Consider the following 19462-nt stretch of genomic DNA (forward strand, 5'->3'; position numbering starts at 1 on the left):
TGTCCCAGCCTCTTGTTTTTACAGTAGGATGTTTAAGATAGGATCCGCAAAGTCATCGTCAAACAGATTGATGTTAGAAAAATTATAACTCTTCTCGATGGCTTTTGGGGCGATTCTTCCGATATTGAAAGTTTTTTTATTTTCCTTTATCGTGGCTATTTTGGGCGTTTGTTTGATCAAATCCGGTAGTTCGCTAATGATTCGTTTGTATAATTGGCGAAAATCGTGACCAACCTCTTGTTTTAATTGGCTCTCCCGCTCATTAATCCTGCGATTGAGATCCTCTATATCGGGTTCAGACCAGTTAGAAGTAACCGTAAAAGAATACCCTGTAGAAGTAGCTGTATCCATATGTACTTTATAACCAGATGAATGGGTTATAAAAGTATCTGTGTAAGCTTGTTGAATAGCTTCTAGTTCTTTTTTAGTAGGGGTGTAATAGACTTCAATAGACTTAGTCATTTCCTTTGACTTATCACTTATACTATCTTTTATATTCGTATCGTATTCACCCTTTATTTTCTTCTCTACAATTTGATAAACATCTTCTAAATTGAATGGTTTATCAGCAGTGGAAAAAGTCTCTTGAAGAACAGCTTTATCTGTATCATTTTTCTTTTGAATGTGATAAACCAATTTATAGTTGGCATGAGGTTTTCCGTAAAACCATAAGACGGTTTTGCCTTGAGAAGAAATTTCTTTTCTCTCAATCTCTACTTCCTTGTTCTGTTCATCTACAAGCCTTATTTTTTCGGTAGAGTAGTTTTCAAGATTCTTTTCTGAAATAGTCACGAAATACATCTCGTTTGATTTTTGAAAATTTGAAGTGTTTTGGTCCGTATCAAACACTCCATTGTCAACAGTTTCAACGCTGATGGAAGGACTTAAAAAGTAAATCAGTAACAACATCGAAATAAGAATGGAGAAAATCCATATCAGTCTTTTTTTAATCTTTTTGCTCATACATACTCCGGTTACAGTGTGAGTTTTTAAAAAATAGCGGTTGTTAAAAGCATCGTTTCAATGATATCAGTCAAACATAGTGCCTCTATTTTAACATAGGTGATCAATATTATCTAGATTCGTCATGGGAAGCAGATGTAAGGAAAAGTCTTATTTTTGAAAAAAGAAATGGTTGCTTTTCGATTTAAGGAATTTTTGTTTCTGAATTTACTCTACATTTTGAAAATTGTTACTGATTATGGTTTAATGAAAAGAGATACTGTTTTAATGAAATAGATTTTCCTTGGAGGTGAGTATGAAGAAGGTGAAGATTAAGAGGAAATATGTCCTTCTTACTTTAGTTAGTCTGTTTATTTGCTATATCGGTCTGCGCTATTACATCAAGCCAGAGTGGTTTGATTCAAAACATATCTATCATAAGGTATATGATTATAAGGTCAGTGACGTCAAACCTCAAAAAAAGGTCATCCAAGATATCAACATCGAATTTATCTATGATAAAGATGTTGAGAAACCTTCTGATGGTCAGTGGGAAGAGTCCACAAGAACAGATGTAAGATTATATGATAATGATTCTGTATTACATGTAACCTTTACTGATAAAAGTAAGGCAACTATTCCTATCTTTACCTCTAGAAGCGGCCCGGCTTTTAGTAAGGAAAGTATAGATTCACGACTATTAAAAAAACTATCTTATCGCTTTCCTGAATTGCAAGTGAATGAGAAAAGAAGTACGATTGAACTTGGCTCTGTCTTGATGCTCTATCAAGGCGATACCTTGTTTCAAATTCCTGAAGCAAGTACAGAGATTCAGTTTCAATTGAAGAATCCGAAGACAGGGAAATTGCAAACCTATTATCAGTATGGCGGTGCACCAGATTTTAATTATTTCCGCCCGGTATTTTTTCTACAGTATCAATCAAACTCAACAGCAGAGAATCAAGCATTCTTTGATGATTATGATCCTTCAAAAGAATTAAATTATTGGGATACACGCTATGATTTGGGTTCCAATACGCTAGATGTGAAGCAAGATTATTCTTTCTATAATTTATTTTATTCAAATCAATTCTCCAATCTTCCAGTCGGTATTAGTACAACCGGTGATACCTTTAAAACAACGATTACTGAAACATATGTTATAGAGGATGTTGATGGAGGAGATAAGGCGGTCAAAGTTGTATCAAGGTCAAAAACCTATACAGACAAGATGACCTATACCACTGAAGTTCTTGATAAAAAACTAAACAACTCCAGGTAGCCAATTGAGCTATCTGGAGTTGTTGTGCGTTTAAGGATATATTTCTTCAATTGTATTAAGAATATCTTCCAACCCAATGATCCTTAGTCTATCAGAAGTCTTGTCTAATGATGGAGAATCACGATTAAAGCTTAAGGAAGCTGTCTGCTCTTCTGTTTCTTTCCGAGGTGTCTCCTTGATCATTTCTGGCAGTTCTGAAACAACTGTTTTGAATACTTTTTTTGGATCATTCTTGAATTCTTTTTTTAGTTGGTCTTCACGATCATTTATTTTTTTGTTCAGCTCGTCCATATCTGGCGGTGACCATTTATAACGGATAAGAAAACGGAAATCAGAAGCATCAGCTTCATAGAATTCCAGAGTATAGGTCATGGATGAGTCCCAATAGGCATCAGCAATGGCCTTTTTCTCCTCATCAGTTGGAGTATAATAAGGGGAAATATTGGTCCAGTTAGAATTTAGTTTACTGTATATTTCTGTTTGGATGTTGTTTTTCAGATAGTTAGCAAGTAGATTCTCTCCTTCTTTTCGAACTTCCTTAAATTTAGTTCTATTTGAAGGTGTGGTGAAAGAGGATTCTGCTTTGGTATCTGAAAAACGATCTTCATAACTGAGTTTGTACTTGGTATTTGGTTTTCCCGCGAACCAGAGGGTGTTCTCTCCTTCTGAGTCGTTTTCAAATGTCAAAATACTTTGTTCCTTGTTATCTTGATCCAGGATTTTGACATCATCTAAAGATACGCGGTTGATGCCTTCGATACTAAATGTTAATGAATACCTATTTTCGGCTTCTTTATCTTCCTTTAATGGATACTCAGAATCAAAATAGCCATTAAAATCGGAACTCAAGGTAACTTGAGGGGGGATTTCGAATAGAGTCGGTATAGGATGAACATTAAAAAAAGCAATCAAACCAATAACAAGAGCTATACTGATAACAATAAGGGTTTTCTTTACCTTCATAGTCCCTCCTTATTTATCAAATTGGACTTCCTCAAGTAAGTATTCGATAAATTTTTCACCCATCTTAGAGAGGCTAGCTTTCTCGTGTTGGATGTAGACCAGCTCGATTGGGTCATCAATATCTAGTGGGATGGAAACGATATTGTCTCCGTTGAGGTTGCTGTTAAGGATACCGGTCGCAATGGTGTAGCCGTCCAGACCAATCAAGAGATTGAAGAGGGTGGCACGGTCACTGACAACGATGGACTTCTTGTGATGCTCTTGGGAGAGGATCTCTTCTGAGAAGTAGAAGGAGTTGTGGGTCCCTTGGTCGTAGCTGAGATAAGGGAAGTCTTCTAGATCTTCTAATTTCACCACCTCTTTGTTAGCTAGAGGGTTAGTCTTGCTGACGAAGATATGAGGTTGGGCAGTGAAGAGATGGGTTGCCTTGAGGTGGCTGTCATCCAGCATTTTGGAAAGGACATCCCGGTTATAGCCATTAAGGAAGAGGACACCGATCTCACTACGGAAGTTCTTGACGTCATCGATGATTTCCCAGGTTCTGGTCTCCCGTAGGAAGAGCTCGTATTTCTCCATATCGCTTTTCTTGAGGAGAGAGACGAAGGCTTCGACCACGAAGGCATAGTGCTGAGAGGATACGCTAAAGAGTTCTCGATTGGCCACTGGATTTTTATAGCGTTCTTCTAAGAGTTGGGTCTGCTCCACGACTTGACGGGCATAAGAAAGGAACTCCATCCCATCCTTGGTCAAAGTGATTCCTTTGGGATTACGGATGAAGATATCAATTCCCATTTCTTTTTCCAAGTCTCGCACAGCATTGGACAAACTTGGCTGGGTGATGAAGAGTTGCTTGGACGCCTCATTCATAGAGCCTGTTTCGACGATTTTGATAATGTAATGTAATTGTTGGATTCTCATGCTTATATTTTAACATACTTTTGACAGAAAATCCCAGCTAGTATCAGTCTCTAGAAGGATTTTTCCCTATAAAACAGGTTTAGAATTGAAGGATTGATTGTAGCTTGATAGAATGATGACAAAGAGTGCTTAGGAGGCCTTATGAAAAGAATTGCTCAATGGTACAAAAAATGGAATCAGGAACTGGAGACCAAATTTTTATCCAGTTTAGTAAAGATAAACTTTATGACCAATTTACTGATCTTTCTTGCTTTGTACGTCTTTCTAATTCTAGGGAGCTTGCCAGGAAATATCCAATCTTTGGGTTTCTGGAATGCTATTTTTGGAGTCGCAATATACAGTGTTACAATTCTTGTTCATGCCCTAGTAGTTAGTTATTTTGTTCCCAATATCTTTGTGATTTTGTATGTTATTTCTCGCTGGTCTACGATACAGGCCCAGACCTTGGAAAAGGAACTGGTCGGTGTCTATGAAGAGAAAGAAGAGGAAAAAATTAAACGAAGGGTCAACAATCGCAAGTACTTTGTGATACTTTGGATAGGAGTCTTTGGCTGTATTCTGGAATCCTTCGTCATCTATTTAGTAAAGGATTTGACAAATTATGATTGGACGAAACAGCTCATCAATGAGCAGAAGCATACCATGATTTGGTCGGAGGCTCTCCCGACGATTCTTACTTTGGCACTGATTTCTTTCCTAGCGCTGGTCATCTATTCTTACCGAGATGCCAATTCCTTATCTCCACTTTTAAATATCTTTTGTATAAGTGGGATATTGATGGGATTGGTATTGTTAGCGGTATTTGACATCCAGGTGCAAGTCATCGGTTGTCACACGGTCTTCTTGTTTGTTTATTCCATTAGCCTCCTGAGAACCAGGATGAAGGAGTGGGAGGGTGCTGATCCCATTAGGGCCTATGACAATCCAATTCTCCAGCGCTTTCACCTGATCCTCCACCAATCCAAACACTGGCCTTGGTTGGCAGTCGTCTTTGCCCTCCCCTTGTTAGCGGTATTGGTCATGGTCCTCATGCTCTTTGGTCAACGTCCTGATAGCTTGGTCAAGGCCTGGGCCAATACGGCAGATTGGACCTTCTCGGAAAAGATCTCTCCTCAGAATCTCATCATGGATGAGCACTATCTCTGTACAGTAGCGGCTGGTGGCCATAAAAAGGTGGTCAAGCCCCAACGGATGGGTGTTCGGCACGGTCATCCTGTTGTGGTGAATCGCCAGCTCTGTATTGCTAATGCCTTTGAGCAGGTCTTAGAAGAAAAGACGCCACGTTTCCATCGTTTCCTACGTCGTAATTATGACCGCTATGGCTACCCCTTTGCTAATCACATCAAGAAGAAATGGGCCATGGATGTCATTTACTATCTGATGAAGCCCCTGGAATGGCTCTTCTTGTTGGTTCTCTACTTGGTTGATCGCAAGCCAGAAAATCGCATCGCTCTACAGTATATCCCACCGGTACCAGAAGGGTTTTCTCCTGAGACAGATGGGAAATGAGCGGAGCCATCGAGCTTCTACTTGACAAGGGACAAGTAGAGCGATATAATGAGACAAATTTAACCTTTAAGGGGTCCAGAGAGGCCTGCAAGGAAAGACAGAAAAAAGATCAGCAGACCGAGTCTAGCTGATCATTTGTAGGACCTTGCTTTTGCGAGGTCTTTTTTGCTGGAAGAAAGAAGAGGAAACCAATGGTCAGTGATAGCTGTAAAAAACGGTTTGGAAAAATCATGATGGAAGACATGGAGTTAATCGCTCGAGAAGAGATTGCGCCACGGATTTTTTCAATGGTCTTGAAGGGGGAAATGGTGGAGCAGATGCTACCGGGGCAGTTTCTCCATATCCGTGTACCGGATGACTCTAAGCTCCTCCGTCGTCCTATTTCTATCTCTGAGTTAGATCCAGACAGCCAGACCTGTCGCCTCATCTATCGGGTAGAAGGGGGAGGGACCGCCATCTTTTCTCAATTGCCTGTCGGTAGCTTCCTCAGTGTCATGGGCCCTCAAGGAAATGGCTTTGACCTAAAAGGTCTTGGTCAAGGGGCGCGTGCCTTGATCATTGGTGGCGGGATTGGTGTTCCTCCTTTGGTCCAAGTGGCTAAACAGCTACATGAGCAAGGAGTAGAAGTCCATTCTGTCCTTGGCTTTGCCAATAAAGAAGCTGTGATCCTGGAAGAAGAATTGAAGCAGTACGGCCAAGTCACCATTACAACAGACGATGGTTCTTATGGTACCAAGGGTTATGTGTCAACAATCATTGATCAGATGGACCAGGAGTTTGACGCTATCTATTCTTGTGGGGCACCTGGCATGCTCAAATATGTCAATACGAAATTCCATGATCATCCTCGCGCCTATATTTCTATGGAATCGCGTATGGCCTGTGGGATGGGTGCCTGCTATGCATGTGTGGTGCATCTGGAAAATGAGAGCCAAGCAGCCAACAAGCGCGTGTGTGAAGACGGTCCAGTCTTTGAAACTGGTACGATTGTGATGTAGGGAGGAAAGTATGACAAGTAATCGATTAGCTGTATCCTTACCAGGATTAGACTTGAAAAACCCCATCATTCCGGCTTCCGGCTGTTTTGGCTTTGGTCAGGAATATGCCAAATACTATGATTTAGACTTATTAGGATCCATTATGATCAAGGCGACAACCGCTGAGGCTCGCTTCGGAAATCCGACACCACGTGTTGCTGAGACGCCTGCAGGCATGCTCAATGCCATTGGTCTCCAAAATCCAGGCGTAGACGTGGTCCTAGCAGAGAAACTCCCTTGGTTGGCCCAGCATTATCCAGATCTACCGATTATCGCCAATGTAGCTGGCTTCTCTAATGAAGAGTATGCCACGGTATCTGGCAAGATCTCACAAGCGCCAAATGTCAAGGCCATCGAGCTCAATATCTCTTGTCCAAACGTAGACCATGGCAACAATGGCCTCTTAATCGGGCAGGTTCCTGAATTAGCCTATGCAGCCGTGAAATCAGCTGTAGAAGCCTCCTCCGTTCCTGTCTACGTTAAGTTAACCCCTAGTGTGGCCGATATTAATCAAGTCGCCAAGGCTGCAGAAGATGCGGGAGCGAGTGGCTTGACCATGATCAATACGCTGGTCGGGATGCGCTTTGACCTCAAGACTGGCAAGCCCATCATTGCTAATGGCACCGGAGGTATGTCAGGACCAGCTATCTTCCCGGTAGCCTTGAAACTCATCCGCCAAGTAGCCCAATCTACCAAATTGCCGATTATTGGAATGGGTGGCGTTGATTCGGCAGAAGCAGCTATTGAGATGTTTATTGCGGGTGCCTCTGCGATTGGAGTTGGAACTGCTAACTTTACAGATCCATATGCTTGTCCGACCATTATCCAAGACTTACCAAAGGTCATGGATCAGTATGGAATAACTAGCTTGGAAGATTTGCGTCAGCATGTCCGAGAAAATCTATTATAAGGATTATCGAGAAAATAAAAAATGCCTGCTGGCTACAACCCCAACAGGCTACTGAGTAAGCTACAACTAAAACAACCCTTACTCAGCATACAAAAATTTTACAGGAAAATCGGATTTTCGTCAAGAATTTGACATGTTTGTGAATCTTCCCTAATCGAAAGATGAAAAAAACAGATTGAATCCGAACGTTTCATGATTATTTCTTGACTTTTCTTTCATATCGTACTACAATGTAGAAAAACCTTTAAAGTGGTCCAGAGAGGCTCCTAAGGTCTAGACGATGAATCAGGGTAGATACTACCTAATTTTCGTGTAACCTTGCCTCGGGCAAGGTTTTTTTGTGGAAAAAATGTCAGCCATAAAAAGGAGAAACCCATGCGTGAAGAACGTCCCATCATCGCCCTTGACTTTCCAGCTTTTGAAGATGTCAAAAACTTTTTAGAACATTTCCCAGAAGATGAAAAACTTTTTGTAAAAATCGGAATGGAATTTTTCTATGCAGTCGGCCCAGAAATTGTTCACTATCTGAAAGGTCGTGGCCACAGCATTTTCTTGGACCTAAAATTGCACGACATCCCAAATACGGTTAAGTCAGCCATGTCTGTCCTAGGCACATTTGGAGTGGATATGGTGACAGTTCATGCGGCCGGTGGTGTAGAGATGATGCGCGAAGCCAAAAAGGCACTTGGACCAGGAGCTAAGTTGGTGGCGGTGACTCAGTTGACTTCTACCAGCGAGGAAGACATGCGTGATTGCCAAAACATCCAAACTACTGTCCAAGAATCAGTTGTTAATTATGCCCGTAAGGCGCAAGAAGCTGGCTTGGACGGCGTTGTCTGCTCAGCCCATGAAGTAGATTTGATCAAGAAAGCTACATCAGAAGAGTTTGTCTGCGTCACCCCAGGGATCCGTCCTGCAGGAGCAGAAATTGGCGACCAAAAACGGGTCATGACCCCACAAGAAGCCCATGCCATCGGTTCAGACTACATCGTGGTTGGACGTCCGATTATCCAAGCAGAAAATCCATGGGACGCTTATCATGAGATTAAGAGACAATGGAATGCGTAAGAGCTACTAAAAGTGAAACTTTTGTAGCTCTACGGGAAGTCCTATGGGACCTTCCCTAACGCATTCACTAGATTAGCTAAGAGAAAAAAATCGTTTCTCTTAGCTAATCGTCGGAATAAACAGAGCCCGATAGCGTCTTCCCTAAACTATTCACTAGTATGAATGAAAGAAATAAAATTGTTTCTTTCATTCATACGTCGGAACACTAATTGCTACTAAAAGTGAAACTTTTGTAGCTCTACGGGAAGTCCTATGGGACCTTCCCTAACGCATTCACTAGATTAGCTAAGAGAAAATTATCGTTTCTCTTCTGAGATCGTCGGAATAATAATTGCAAGTAAAAGTAAAACTTTTTTAGTTCTACGGGAAGTCCTATGGGACCTTCCTTAACGCATTCACTAGATTAGCTAAGAGAAAAAAATCGTTTTTCTTAGCTAATCGTCGGAATAATTAAGTCCGATGGGCCTTCGCTAAACTATTCACTAACCTGTACAGTCATTTAAAAATCAATTGTTGATTTAATTCGTATTTGATTAAAATCGTAAAAAGGAGTTATCATGTCATTAGCTAAAGATATTGCCAGCCATCTTCTAAAAATTGAAGCCGTTTATTTGAAACCGGAAGAGCCTTTTACTTGGGCGTCTGGGATTAAGTCACCTATTTATACGGATAACCGCGTGACTCTCGCTTATCCTGAAACTCGTACCTTGATTGAGAATGGCTTCGTGGACAAAATCAAGGAAGCTTTCCCAGAAGTAGAAGTGATTGCAGGTACAGCAACTGCGGGGATTCCTCATGGTGCTATTATTGCGGACAAGATGAATTTGCCATTTGCCTACATCCGTAGCAAACCAAAAGACCACGGTGCTGGAAACCAAATCGAAGGCCGTGTACCACAAGGTCAAAAGATGGTCGTAGTGGAAGATTTGATTTCTACTGGTGGGTCTGTCTTAGATGCTGTCGCAGCTGCGAAGCGCGAAGGAGCAGATGTCCTTGGTGTGGTGGCTATCTTCACCTACCAATTGGAGAAAGCCGATAAGAAATTTGCGGAAGCTGGCGTTCAACTTGAAACCTTGTCAAACTACACTGAATTGATTCATTTAGCTGAAGAACAGGGTTACATTACTTCTGAAGGTTTGGAACTGTTACGCCGTTTCAAAGAAAACCAAGAAACCTGGCAAGACTAAAGAAATAATTGAGGAGGGCCAAAGCTTGGCTCTCCTTTTGTTTTTGTGATGAAAGGAAATTTCATGAAGCTTGAAAGACGGACTCGTCTAAGTTTAGAAGAAAAAAATCAGTGTGAACAGCTTGTAAGAGCCTGTCACCAAGTCGATCAAACCTATCGCTTGCCCTACTTGGATAATCTCTACAATGCTGATCCTACGATGCCAGCTTTTATCCTTGCATTGGTGGAGGGGCAGCTGGTTGGATTTTTGTCCATCTATGCGGATGAACCTAAGGAAGCAGAGATACAGCTCTTTGTGACACCTTCTTTTCGTAGACAAGGGATTGCTCGTTCCTTATGGGAAGACTTTATGGACTTGGCCAAGGACTATCAGCTAGACGATAGACTGTATGTATCAGAACTTCGCTTTTTGGACCAGCACCCAGAGTTACTTAACCATTTTCATTTAGTGGAGGCAGAGGAGGAAGACCACGAACTGTGGTTGGATGCACCTTGTCAGGTCATCGATCACGAGAGGAGAGAAGGACTGATGGTGTTGGAAGCTGAGGAGTCCATGCTCCAAGAGATCGCGCATTTTCAATCTAAGGCTTTTGAGACAGATCTTGACTATGCCCTCAAGTATGCGACCGAGTCTCTTGATGGACAGGATACCCGTCTCTTTGTCTTGCGTGACCAAGAGCAAGTGCTTGCATCTGTCACAGTTGATCTATCTCAGGGTACGACCTATTTCTTTGGATTAGCTGTTGACCCGGATCATCTTCGCAAAGGGTACGCACGATATCTCTTACGAAGTGTGATGAATCAGATGGCTACAGAAGTGGAGCAGCAATTTCAGATTGTCGTTGAAAAAGAGAATCAAGCAGCCCTGAGTCTATATCTAGGGCTTGGTTTTACCATCCAAACTGAAGTCCTCTATTTGATGGAGAGCCGATAGAATCCAGCGAAATCACTATTTTTTTGCTATAATGGAGCTATGTTAGTAAAAAGTAAAAATGTCTTATTTGGATTGCTCCATCTGGTCATGTTGCTCCTGATGGTGCACTGGTTTGTCATTAGTGTCGTCTACCTCAAAGATATTTCGGGATGGGGCCTTGTAGTTGGGGGACTTATCTTTCTCCTAGCTTATGTTGGTCGCTCTTATCTCAAAAGAGCCTTTGCCTGGTTGATGAAACACAAGACTGGATTGATGGTTGGAGCGATTCTGGTTCAGATTGTTTTTATGCTGTCTGCGGAACTCTTTATCCGTCGAGATGCTGCGGTGGTCTATACGGGAGCCTTTGGCCTTCTAAAAGAGTCCTCTATCTCTAGCTACCTGAGCCGGAATCCCAATAATCTTCCCTTGTTCTTGTACGAACGCTTTTTCTACCAAATCTTTTGTGGGGCAGGCCTCTGGGTCATGCAGATTCTCAACATAGTATTTGTGAATGCAGGAGCTATCTTCTTGTATCGTTTAGGGCTGAAACATTATGACCAAAAAGTAGCAGACTGGGTGTATACGCTCTATGTGGTCTTAATCTGTTATTCGCCTTATTTTTACTCCATGTACACGGACATTCCGCCTCTTCCTCTCATCGCCTTGCAATTAGGGCTAGCCTTGGATCTCTTAAAAGGGGGCGACAGTGGTGCACAATGGAAGACATCATTGTGGCTTGGCCTCTTATCAGGGCTTACTATGCTGATCCGTCCGACGACTATTATTGTCGTGATGGCCTTTTGGATGGTCCTCTTCTTTAAAGGGCAGTGGAAGGTCTTTGGAAAAGTCTTTTCTTTAACCCTTTTATCAACTGGTCTGGTCTTTGGAGCTCTGAATACAGCTGTCAAACACCAAACGGCTGTCCCTATTTTAAAAGGGGAAGGTCTGGCTAAAGGACCGCTCCTGTTTATTAACTTGGGCTTGACGGATATTGGGCACAACCAAGCAGATATGAAAGAAGGGCTCTTGAAATATGTCGACGAAGATAAGCGAGACGAGTACAATAATGGGATGTTTAAGAACGAATATATCATTAAAGAAATCAAACGGCGCTTGAAGGAATATGGTCCGATTGGACTCCTGGGACATCTTTATACCAAGCAATCCTTAACGGTGGCAGAAGGGACACTTGGTTGGCTCTATCGGGATGTTGAATACGAAAAGACTCCGGTCATTAATCCGCTTTACGAGCCTTATACCAAGGATTTACCAGTTGCCAAATGGATTCGTACCTACTTCTTAAGTACAGATCGTCCTCAGTATCGTTATTATGAGTTCGTCAAACAGTTGGTTTGGATTGTGATGGCAGCTGGCCTGGTCCTTGTCTATCTCAAGAAGAAGAACGATGACGAATTCCGCTTCCTATCGCTTGCTGTTTTTGGTGGTCTTCTCTTTTTGACCATCTTTGAAGGTGGCAAGACTCGTTATCTGATCCAATTTCTACCACAAATTCTCTTGTTAGCCTCTATTGGTTTGGCTGCTGGTCCAAGGAAATCTCAAGAGAACGGTTAATTATTTTATGCTGTAAGGAGAAGCGATGGAACATTCAAGATGGCACCAATTGCTTAAGGAGCAGCTTCCAGAGGGCTACTTTAAGCAAATCAATCAATTTTTAGATCAGGTCTATGCATCAGGGACCGTTTATCCGCCTCGTGAAAAGGTATTTCAGGCCTTAAAGACAACGAATCTGGAAGAAGTTAAGGTCGTGATTCTGGGGCAGGATCCCTATCACGGTCCTGGTCAAGCACAGGGGCTAAGCTTTTCTGTACCGGATGACATCCCAGCACCTCCATCCTTGCAAAACATTTTAAAGGAGTTGGTGGAAGATGTGGGGCTTAAGCCTTCCCATGACTTGACGCCTTGGGCAGAGCAAGGGGTTCTCTTACTCAATGCCTGTCTGACAGTGCCTGCTGGGCAAGCCAATGGGCATGCTGGCCTGATTTGGGAAGAGTTTACGGATGCAGTTATTCGCCTAGTCAGTCAAGAGGAGGAGCATGTCGTCTTTATTCTGTGGGGAGCCTATGCTCGGAAGAAGAAGTCTTTGATTGATGCAAGCAAACACTTGATTATAGAAAGCGCCCATCCCAGTCCCTTATCGGCCTATCGCGGTTTCTTTGGCTCCCGTCCTTTTTCAAGGACCAACGCTTATTTAACGGAGATGGGTCGCGAGCCGATTGATTGGTTGCGAAGTTAGGAAAATAGAAAGAAGAAATAATGCCACAGTTAGCTACAATTTGCTATATCGATAATGGAGAAGCATTTTTGATGCTTCATCGCAATAAAAAGCCCAATGATGTCCATGAAGGCAAATGGATCGGTGTTGGTGGAAAATTGGAACGCGGGGAGACTCCTCAAGAGTGTGCTGCTAGAGAAATCCTTGAAGAAACGGGTCTAGTTGCTAAGCCAGTTCTAAAAGGAATTATCACCTTCCCTGAATTTACTCCCGATCTAGACTGGTACACCTATGTCTTCAAGGTGACTGAGTTTGAAGGGGAACTCATCGAGTGTAACGAGGGGACACTGGAGTGGGTGCCTTATGATCAAGTCTTAAGTAAGCCAACTTGGGAGGGGGACCACACCTTTGTCGAGTGGCTCTTGGAGGATAAACCCTTCTTTTCAGCTATGTTCCGCTATGATGGGGATCGCTTGCTAGAGACCCATGTTGATTTCTATGAATAAAGGAGTAGAAGATGTTAGTCATTAAAAATGGTCGGGTAATGGATCCAAAAACTGGTTTGGACCAAGTATGTGATCTCTTAGTAGATCAGGGGAAAATTGTGGAAATAGGTCCATCTCTTTCTTATGAGGGAGCCCAAGTTATCGATGCGAGTGGCAAAGTGGTAGCGCCAGGTTTGGTGGACATTCACGTTCACTTCCGGGAACCAGGTCAGACCCACAAGGAAGATATTCACACTGGAGCTCTGGCAGCTGCTGCAGGTGGTTTTACCACAGTCGTCATGATGGCCAATACCACTCCAACCATCTCGGATGTCGAGACCTTAAAAGAAGTCTTGGATTCTGCTGCTAAGGAAGCCATCCATGTCAAGACCGTTGCGACGGTTACCAAGAACTTTGATGGCCAACATCTCACCGACTTTGAAGGTTTGTTACAAGCTGGAGCTGTTGGTTTCTCAGATGATGGGATCCCGTTGCAAAGTACCAAGGTAGTCCGTCAGGCCTTGGAAGAAGCCAAACGTCTGGGGACCTTCATTAGTCTCCACGAAGAAGATCCAGAGTTGAACGGCATTCTGGGACTCAATGAGCACATTGCCCGGGAGCATTTCAAGGTTTGCGGAGCCACTGGTGTGGCAGAATACTCGATGGCGGCGCGTGATGCTATGATTGCTCACGCGACAGGTGGCCACCTCCACATCCAACACCTCTCTAAAGCTGAGAGTGTCAAGGTGGTCGAGTTTGCCCAAGCGATTGGCGCTCCTGTTACAGCAGAAGTAGCTCCTCAGCATTTCTCTAAGACTGAAGACCTCTTGCTGTCTAAGGGAAGCAATGCCAAGATGAATCCGCCTCTTCGTCGGGAAGAGGATCGTCGTGCAGTCATCGAAGGAATGAAGTCAGGAGTGATTTCTGTGATTGCAACAGACCACGCGCCTCATCATGCGGATGAAAAGAACGTAGCCGATATCACCAAGGCTCCTTCCGGCATGACAGGATTAGAGACCTCTCTATCGCTTGGTTTGACCTATTTGGTCCATGCAGGAGAGCTCAGCTTGATGGAACTCTTAGAAAAAATGACCTATAATCCTGCTAAATTATATAACTTTGAAGCGGGTTATTTGGAAGTCGGTGGACCAGCAGATATTGTGATCTTTGATCCGGATGCTGACCGTTTAGTGTCTGATCATTTTGCTTCTAAGGCAGCTAATTCGCCGTTTGTTGGTGAATCCCTCAAGGGACAGGTGGCCTATACTATCTGCCAGGGCAAGATTGTCTACCAAGCCTAAACCTGACTTAAAAATAAGAAAGTCAAATTGAAAGCTGGACGAATGAGGAGTATATGAATAGTAGAAAAATACTAGAGATGATCTTGTATTGTTTGGTCACTTTTCTGGTCTGCTTTTTTCTGGTCAATTGGCTCCTTCCTTCGGCAGAACCAGTGATGACCAAACCGTCAGCAAGTGCCAAAAAGAAGGTAGTCACCTATGTAGCGATTGGGGATTCCTTGACTAAAGGCGTAGGAGATAGCACCAATCAAGGAGGGTTTGTTCCTCTGCTCGCTCAGAGTTTGACCAATGAAACAGGTTTTGAATTCAAAGCGATCAACTATGGTGTCTCTGGCAACACGAGCGGTCAAATTTTGTCACGCATGCAGGAGAAAAAGGAGATTGGAAAAGACCTGAAGCAGGCTCAGTTACTGACCATTACTGTCGGGGGCAATGATCTGCGAAAGGCCATTCTTGAGGATACCAGTAACTTAGATCTGGACCGTTTTGAAAAAGCATCGAAGACCTATGAGAAAAATCTAAAACAGATCATCGAATTGGCCCGCAAGGACAACCCGAATCTGCCCGTTTACGTGGTAGGGATCTATAATCCCTTATATCTCAACTTCCCCGATCTAACGGAATTGCAGACCCTTGTCGATCAGTGGAACCAAAGAACGGAGGAGACCCTCTCTGCCTATCAAGGCGTCTACTTTGTTCCGATCAATGACCTCCTCTATAAGGGTATTGATGGCAAGAGTGGGGTGACAGAATCCGAATTAGGAAAAGAAACTGTGACCAATGATGCCTTGTATGATGAGGATAGTTTCCATCCCAATAATACTGGTTATGAGATCATGAAAGAAGCCGTACTGGAGAAAATACATGCAACTGAGAAAAAATGGTTCGAGTGAGAAGAAGGTTAAACCAGCAACCACAGGACCTCATTTTAAGGAGAGACGAGAAAAAACGCCGATTAACATCTGGAAATGGCTCTTTCTAGGCTTGGTCAGTTTCTTGCTGGCAACAAGTCTAGTCGTATGGACTCGTTTCTCAACGGTACGAGAGGATGTCCGGCAACTACAGACTCCTAGCCAAGGAGGAGATGTCAAGATCGGCAGTATGACCACAACTAGGGCTCAACTAAATGAAACCATCAAGGTCATGCTTAAAAGTTATCATTTGAGTGATTATCAACTGTATGCAGACAACCAACAGATGTTACTAGAGGGGAAGATGGACTTTTTAGGAAAGGAGTACCCGCTCTATATCTATTTCCAGCCAAGTAAGCTAGAGGATGGGAGTATCCTCCTGACCCTCAAGGATTTTTCAGTTGGGACCTTGAAACTTCCTAAGAAGACCGTGATGCAGGTGCTGTCTACAAATAAGGATCTACCTGACTTTGTAAAAATTGATAGCAAAGAAGCGACGATCAAGATCGAGCTTGCTAAGATTAAAAATGATATGGATTTCTATGTCAAGGCCAATACCATTGATCTATACAATGATCAAATCATCTTTGATCTCTACAGGAAAAAATAAGAAGATCAGGCGAAAGTAAGAAAGCGACTTTCGCCTTTATTTTGTTTCTATTCAAAAAATTCAGAATATTGTAGAAAATTCTTGACATTCAATTTTCCCTATGCTAAAATACTAAACAAGACATCAATCAAAGGAGAAAGTCAAACATGAAAACAGCTAAGTTTATTCAATTTGCTTTGTTGTTGAGGTACTCGGGCTAGTGCAAAAGCATTAGTCCTGTTTGGCTTACCAAGCGGGAGTAACAAAACATCTCGCTTAGGTAACTGGCGAGATGTTTTTATTTTATTCACTATGTTTAGAAATGAGGAGACCCTATGCGTAAAGTTGAATTTTTAGATACCAGTCTTCGGGACGGTGAACAGACTCCAGGAGTCAATTTCTCCATTAAAGAAAAGATTGCCATTGCCAAGCAATTGGAAAAATGGGGCATTTCTGCTATTGAAGCAGGTTTTCCTGCAGCTAGTCCGGATTCCTTCACTGCTGTGCAAGAGATTGCGAAGGTCTTGACCAAGACTGCTGTGACAGGTTTGGCTCGCTCCGTTAAATCCGATATCGATGCTTGCTATGAAGCCTTGAAAGACGCCAAGTATCCGCAAGTTCACGTCTTTATCGCAACGAGTCCCATTCACCGGGAGTTTAAACTCAACAAGACCAAGGAAGAAATTCTTGAAGCCATCAAAGAGCATGTTTCTTATGCGCGTTCTAAGTTTGAAGTTGTTGAATTCTCACCCGAAGATGCGACACGGACGGAATTGGATTTCCTCTTGCAAGTTGTCCAAACTGCAGTCGATGCAGGGGCTAGCTACATCAATATTCCTGATACAGTCGGTTTCACGACACCAGCAGAGTACGGAGCTATTTTCAAATACTTGATCGACCATGTCAAGACAGATCGTGAGATTATCTATTCCCCTCATTGTCATGATGATCTAGGAATGGCGGTAGCTAATAGCCTCGCCGCTGTCAAAAATGGAGCTGGTCGTGTAGAAGGAACTATCAATGGGATCGGGGAGCGGGCTGGCAATGCGGCACTTGAAGAAGTAGCGGTCGCCCTTAATATTCGCGAAGACTATTTCCAAGTGGTGAGTCCGATTGTCCTTAATGAAACCATCAACACCTCTGAGTTGGTCTCTCGTTACTCTGGGATTCCAATTCCTAAAAACAAGGCAGTGGTTGGCGGCAATGCCTTCTCACACGAGTCTGGGATTCACCAAGATGGCGTCCTTAAAAATCCGCTTACCTATGAGATCATCACGCCTGAGTTGGTGGGGGTCAAGAGCAATAGCCTTCCACTTGGTAAATTGTCAGGGCGCCATGCCTTTGTCGAAAAATTGCATGAGTTGGGACTGGAATTCACAGAAGAAGATATCCAGCCGTTGTTTGCTAAGTTTAAATCTCTGGCAGACAAGAAACACGAGATTACCGATGCTGATATCCGTGCCCTAGTCGCTGGAACAGCAGTGGAAAATCCAGAAGGGTTCCACTTTGATGATCTTCGCCTCACAACCAATGAAGATGAAAGCATCACTGCAACAGTCAGTCTGAAAAATGAAGATGGTGAGATTCTTGAATACCTTGCCAAAGGTCAAGGTTCAGTGGAAGCAATCTTTAACGCTATTGATCAATTCTTCCACCAAGAAGTTCGTCTGACTTCCTACACCATTGATGCGGTGACAGATGGAATTGATGCCCAAGCGCGTGTGCTGGTCACTGTTGAAAACGAAGCGACGGATACCATCTTTAATGCTTCTGGTTTAGACTTTGACGTATTGAAAGCGTCAGCGATTGCCTATATCAATGCCAATACCTTGGTGCAAAAAGAGAATGCTGGAGAGATCGGTCACATTGTATCCTATCGTGATCTACCAGATGCCTAAAGGAGAACACTATGACAAAGAAGATTGTCGCCCTAGCTGGAGACGGGATTGGACCAGAGATCATGGAGGCTGGCCTGTCCGTACTGAAAGCAGTGGCAGAAAAAACAAATTTTGACTATTCGGTCCAAGCTCATCCATTTGGGGGAGCAGGGATTGATGCGGCTGGTCATCCTCTGCCAGCTTCTACTCTAGAAGCTGCAAAGGAAGCGGATGCCATTCTCTTAGCGGCTATCGGAAGCCCTCAGTATGACCAAGCACCGATTCGTCCGGAGCAAGGCTTGTTAGCTCTTCGTAAGGAGCTTAACCTTTATGCCAACATTCGTCCGGTCAAAATCTACGATGCCCTCAAGCACCTCTCTCCATTGAAGGAGGAGCGCATCCATGGTGTAGACTTCGTAGTGGTCCGCGAGCTCACCGGCGGGATCTACTTTGGAGAGCATATCTTAGAAGAAAATCAAGCACGGGATATCAACGACTACTCAGTTGAAGAAGTAGAGCGAATCGTGCGGAAGGCTTTTGAGATTGCGCGTGGCCGTCGCAAGAAAGTCACCAGCATTGATAAGCAAAATGTTCTCGCAACCTCTAAGCTTTGGAGAAGAGTAGCTGATCGAGTGGCTCAAGACTTCCCGGATGTGACCTTGGAGCACCAGTTAGTAGACTCAGCAGCCATGCTCATGATTACCAATCCTTCTCGCTTTGATGTCATCGTGACGGAAAACCTCTTTGGTGATATCCTTTCAGACGAGTCTAGTGTCTTGTCTGGCACTCTTGGGGTTATGCCATCGGCTAGCCATTCAGAGTCGGGTCCGAGCATGTATGAGCCAATCCATGGATCGGCTCCAGATATTGCAGGTCAAGGCGTGGCGAATCCAGTCTCGATGATCCTCTCTGTTGCCATGATGATGCGAGAAAGTTTTGATCGAGAAGAAGATGCTAACCGCATTGAAAAAGCAGTCGAAGCGACTCTTGCTGCAGGGATCTTTACGAGAGACCTAGGAGGCAGTGCTTCGACAAAAGAAATGACAGAAGAGATTATAAAACGCTTATGAGTGTAAAAGGAATGATTACTGGCTTGATCCTTCTATGGAATCTCTTCGTAGGGATTCTCTACGGAGTTGATAAGGATAAGGCCAAAAGAAATGCCTTGCGGATACCAGAAAAGACCTTGCTCTTTTATGCTTTTGCAGTTGGAGGGCTAGGAGCCTGGATAGGAGGGCTACTCTTTCATCACAAGACACAGAAGTGGTATTTTAAGGTCACCTGGCTCTTAGGAACCCTTCTCACACTTTACACACTCTACGCTTTATGGAGGTAAGG

The 19462-nt window shown here is 43.3% G+C and carries 19 protein-coding genes; 16 read left to right on the forward strand and 3 right to left on the reverse strand.

Features of this window, described 5'->3' with window-relative positions; translation table 11 throughout:
* Window positions 1-18: 18 nt before the first annotated feature.
* A complete protein-coding gene (locus AC3E8G_RS03260; RefSeq protein WP_490677019.1) occupies window positions 19-963 on the reverse strand; it encodes a hypothetical protein in 945 nt (314 codons plus the stop codon).
* A 295-nt stretch (window positions 964-1258) separates the two neighbouring features.
* Here AC3E8G_RS03260 and AC3E8G_RS03265 point away from each other — a divergent pair, with 295 nt between their 5' ends.
* Entirely contained in the window at window positions 1259-2224 is a 966-nt protein-coding gene (locus AC3E8G_RS03265) for a hypothetical protein (RefSeq protein WP_490677020.1), read from the forward strand.
* Between the two features lie 30 nt (window positions 2225-2254).
* Here AC3E8G_RS03265 and AC3E8G_RS03270 read toward each other — a convergent pair whose 3' ends face one another.
* Window positions 2255-3187, reverse strand: a complete 933-nt coding sequence (locus AC3E8G_RS03270; protein ID WP_490677021.1) for a hypothetical protein — start codon at window positions 3185-3187, stop codon at window positions 2255-2257.
* Between the two features lie 9 nt (window positions 3188-3196).
* Entirely contained in the window at window positions 3197-4105 is a 909-nt protein-coding gene (locus AC3E8G_RS03275) for a LysR family transcriptional regulator (protein WP_048689847.1), read from the reverse strand.
* A gap of 141 nt (window positions 4106-4246) precedes the next feature.
* On the opposite strand from AC3E8G_RS03275, the gene AC3E8G_RS03280 reads away from it, so the two are divergent.
* The 15 genes from AC3E8G_RS03280 to AC3E8G_RS03350 all read left to right on the forward strand — a co-directional run bounded on the left by AC3E8G_RS03280 (window position 4247) and on the right by AC3E8G_RS03350 (window position 19460).
* Window positions 4247-5614, forward strand: a complete 1368-nt coding sequence (locus AC3E8G_RS03280; protein WP_490677022.1) for a DUF6688 domain-containing protein — start codon at window positions 4247-4249, stop codon at window positions 5612-5614.
* Between the two features lie 191 nt (window positions 5615-5805).
* The gene (locus AC3E8G_RS03285) at window positions 5806-6612 is read left to right on the forward strand and encodes a dihydroorotate dehydrogenase electron transfer subunit (RefSeq protein ID WP_414286008.1); all 807 of its coding nucleotides are present in this window, start codon (window positions 5806-5808) and stop codon (window positions 6610-6612) included.
* Window positions 6613-6622: 10 nt separating this feature from the next.
* Window positions 6623-7561 (forward strand): dihydroorotate dehydrogenase, encoded by a 939-nt coding sequence (locus tag AC3E8G_RS03290; RefSeq protein WP_414286007.1) that lies wholly within the window; start codon window positions 6623-6625, stop codon window positions 7559-7561.
* Window positions 7562-7936: 375 nt separating this feature from the next.
* Window positions 7937-8629, forward strand: coding sequence for an orotidine-5'-phosphate decarboxylase (gene pyrF / locus AC3E8G_RS03295; protein ID WP_006596444.1), 693 nt, complete (start codon window positions 7937-7939; stop codon window positions 8627-8629).
* A 557-nt stretch (window positions 8630-9186) separates the two neighbouring features.
* Window positions 9187-9816 carry an orotate phosphoribosyltransferase gene (pyrE, locus tag AC3E8G_RS03300; protein WP_061563915.1) on the forward strand — a complete coding sequence of 210 codons (630 nt, stop codon included), beginning with the start codon at window positions 9187-9189 and terminating at the stop codon, window positions 9814-9816.
* 63 nt (window positions 9817-9879) lie between these two features.
* Window positions 9880-10749, forward strand: coding sequence for a GNAT family N-acetyltransferase (locus AC3E8G_RS03305; protein WP_414286006.1), 870 nt, complete (start codon window positions 9880-9882; stop codon window positions 10747-10749).
* Between the two features lie 39 nt (window positions 10750-10788).
* Window positions 10789-12300 carry a glycosyltransferase family 39 protein gene (locus tag AC3E8G_RS03310; RefSeq protein WP_490677023.1) on the forward strand — a complete coding sequence of 504 codons (1512 nt, stop codon included), beginning with the start codon at window positions 10789-10791 and terminating at the stop codon, window positions 12298-12300.
* A 25-nt stretch (window positions 12301-12325) separates the two neighbouring features.
* Window positions 12326-12982 carry a uracil-DNA glycosylase gene (locus AC3E8G_RS03315; RefSeq protein WP_414286004.1) on the forward strand — a complete coding sequence of 219 codons (657 nt, stop codon included), beginning with the start codon at window positions 12326-12328 and terminating at the stop codon, window positions 12980-12982.
* A gap of 20 nt (window positions 12983-13002) precedes the next feature.
* Complete coding sequence (locus AC3E8G_RS03320; RefSeq protein WP_006596439.1) at window positions 13003-13467, forward strand: NUDIX hydrolase; 465 nt, start codon at window positions 13003-13005, stop codon at window positions 13465-13467.
* Window positions 13468-13478: 11 nt separating this feature from the next.
* Complete coding sequence (locus tag AC3E8G_RS03325) at window positions 13479-14747, forward strand: dihydroorotase (RefSeq protein WP_414286003.1); 1269 nt, start codon at window positions 13479-13481, stop codon at window positions 14745-14747.
* 53 nt (window positions 14748-14800) lie between these two features.
* A complete protein-coding gene (locus AC3E8G_RS03330) occupies window positions 14801-15640 on the forward strand; it encodes an SGNH/GDSL hydrolase family protein (RefSeq protein ID WP_490677024.1) in 840 nt (279 codons plus the stop codon).
* Window positions 15612-16268, forward strand: coding sequence for a YpmS family protein (locus AC3E8G_RS03335; protein ID WP_490677025.1), 657 nt, complete (start codon window positions 15612-15614; stop codon window positions 16266-16268). Before AC3E8G_RS03330 ends, AC3E8G_RS03335 begins: the two co-directional genes overlap by 29 nt.
* 314 nt (window positions 16269-16582) lie before the next feature.
* Window positions 16583-18145 (forward strand): 2-isopropylmalate synthase, encoded by a 1563-nt coding sequence (locus AC3E8G_RS03340; RefSeq protein WP_490677026.1) that lies wholly within the window; start codon window positions 16583-16585, stop codon window positions 18143-18145.
* An 11-nt stretch (window positions 18146-18156) separates the two neighbouring features.
* Entirely contained in the window at window positions 18157-19194 is a 1038-nt protein-coding gene (gene leuB, locus AC3E8G_RS03345) for a 3-isopropylmalate dehydrogenase (RefSeq protein WP_154858223.1), read from the forward strand.
* A complete protein-coding gene (locus tag AC3E8G_RS03350) occupies window positions 19191-19460 on the forward strand; it encodes a DUF1294 domain-containing protein (RefSeq protein ID WP_490677027.1) in 270 nt (89 codons plus the stop codon). The genes leuB and AC3E8G_RS03350 overlap by 4 nt, the downstream gene beginning before the upstream one ends.
* The last annotated feature ends 2 nt before the right edge of the window (window positions 19461-19462 follow it).

The sequence above is a fragment of the Streptococcus sp. SCPM-O-B-15294 (M123) genome (genome assembly GCF_058200455.1).

Coding starts and splice junctions, on each gene's coding strand:
- AC3E8G_RS03260 (WP_490677019.1), bottom strand. CDS start 963: ATGAGCAAAAAGATTAAAAAAAGACTGATATGGATTTTCTCCATTCTT.
- AC3E8G_RS03265 (WP_490677020.1), top strand. CDS start 1,259: ATGAAGAAGGTGAAGATTAAGAGGAAATATGTCCTTCTTACTTTAGTT.
- AC3E8G_RS03270 (WP_490677021.1), bottom strand. CDS start 3,187: ATGAAGGTAAAGAAAACCCTTATTGTTATCAGTATAGCTCTTGTTATT.
- AC3E8G_RS03275 (WP_048689847.1), bottom strand. CDS start 4,105: ATGAGAATCCAACAATTACATTACATTATCAAAATCGTCGAAACAGGC.
- AC3E8G_RS03280 (WP_490677022.1), top strand. CDS start 4,247: ATGAAAAGAATTGCTCAATGGTACAAAAAATGGAATCAGGAACTGGAG.
- AC3E8G_RS03285 (WP_414286008.1), top strand. CDS start 5,806: ATGGTCAGTGATAGCTGTAAAAAACGGTTTGGAAAAATCATGATGGAA.
- AC3E8G_RS03290 (WP_414286007.1), top strand. CDS start 6,623: ATGACAAGTAATCGATTAGCTGTATCCTTACCAGGATTAGACTTGAAA.
- pyrF (WP_006596444.1), top strand. CDS start 7,937: ATGCGTGAAGAACGTCCCATCATCGCCCTTGACTTTCCAGCTTTTGAA.
- pyrE (WP_061563915.1), top strand. CDS start 9,187: ATGTCATTAGCTAAAGATATTGCCAGCCATCTTCTAAAAATTGAAGCC.
- AC3E8G_RS03305 (WP_414286006.1), top strand. CDS start 9,880: ATGAAGCTTGAAAGACGGACTCGTCTAAGTTTAGAAGAAAAAAATCAG.
- AC3E8G_RS03310 (WP_490677023.1), top strand. CDS start 10,789: ATGTTAGTAAAAAGTAAAAATGTCTTATTTGGATTGCTCCATCTGGTC.
- AC3E8G_RS03315 (WP_414286004.1), top strand. CDS start 12,326: ATGGAACATTCAAGATGGCACCAATTGCTTAAGGAGCAGCTTCCAGAG.
- AC3E8G_RS03320 (WP_006596439.1), top strand. CDS start 13,003: ATGCCACAGTTAGCTACAATTTGCTATATCGATAATGGAGAAGCATTT.
- AC3E8G_RS03325 (WP_414286003.1), top strand. CDS start 13,479: ATGTTAGTCATTAAAAATGGTCGGGTAATGGATCCAAAAACTGGTTTG.
- AC3E8G_RS03330 (WP_490677024.1), top strand. CDS start 14,801: ATGAATAGTAGAAAAATACTAGAGATGATCTTGTATTGTTTGGTCACT.
- AC3E8G_RS03335 (WP_490677025.1), top strand. CDS start 15,612: ATGCAACTGAGAAAAAATGGTTCGAGTGAGAAGAAGGTTAAACCAGCA.
- AC3E8G_RS03340 (WP_490677026.1), top strand. CDS start 16,583: ATGCGTAAAGTTGAATTTTTAGATACCAGTCTTCGGGACGGTGAACAG.
- leuB (WP_154858223.1), top strand. CDS start 18,157: ATGACAAAGAAGATTGTCGCCCTAGCTGGAGACGGGATTGGACCAGAG.
- AC3E8G_RS03350 (WP_490677027.1), top strand. CDS start 19,191: ATGAGTGTAAAAGGAATGATTACTGGCTTGATCCTTCTATGGAATCTC.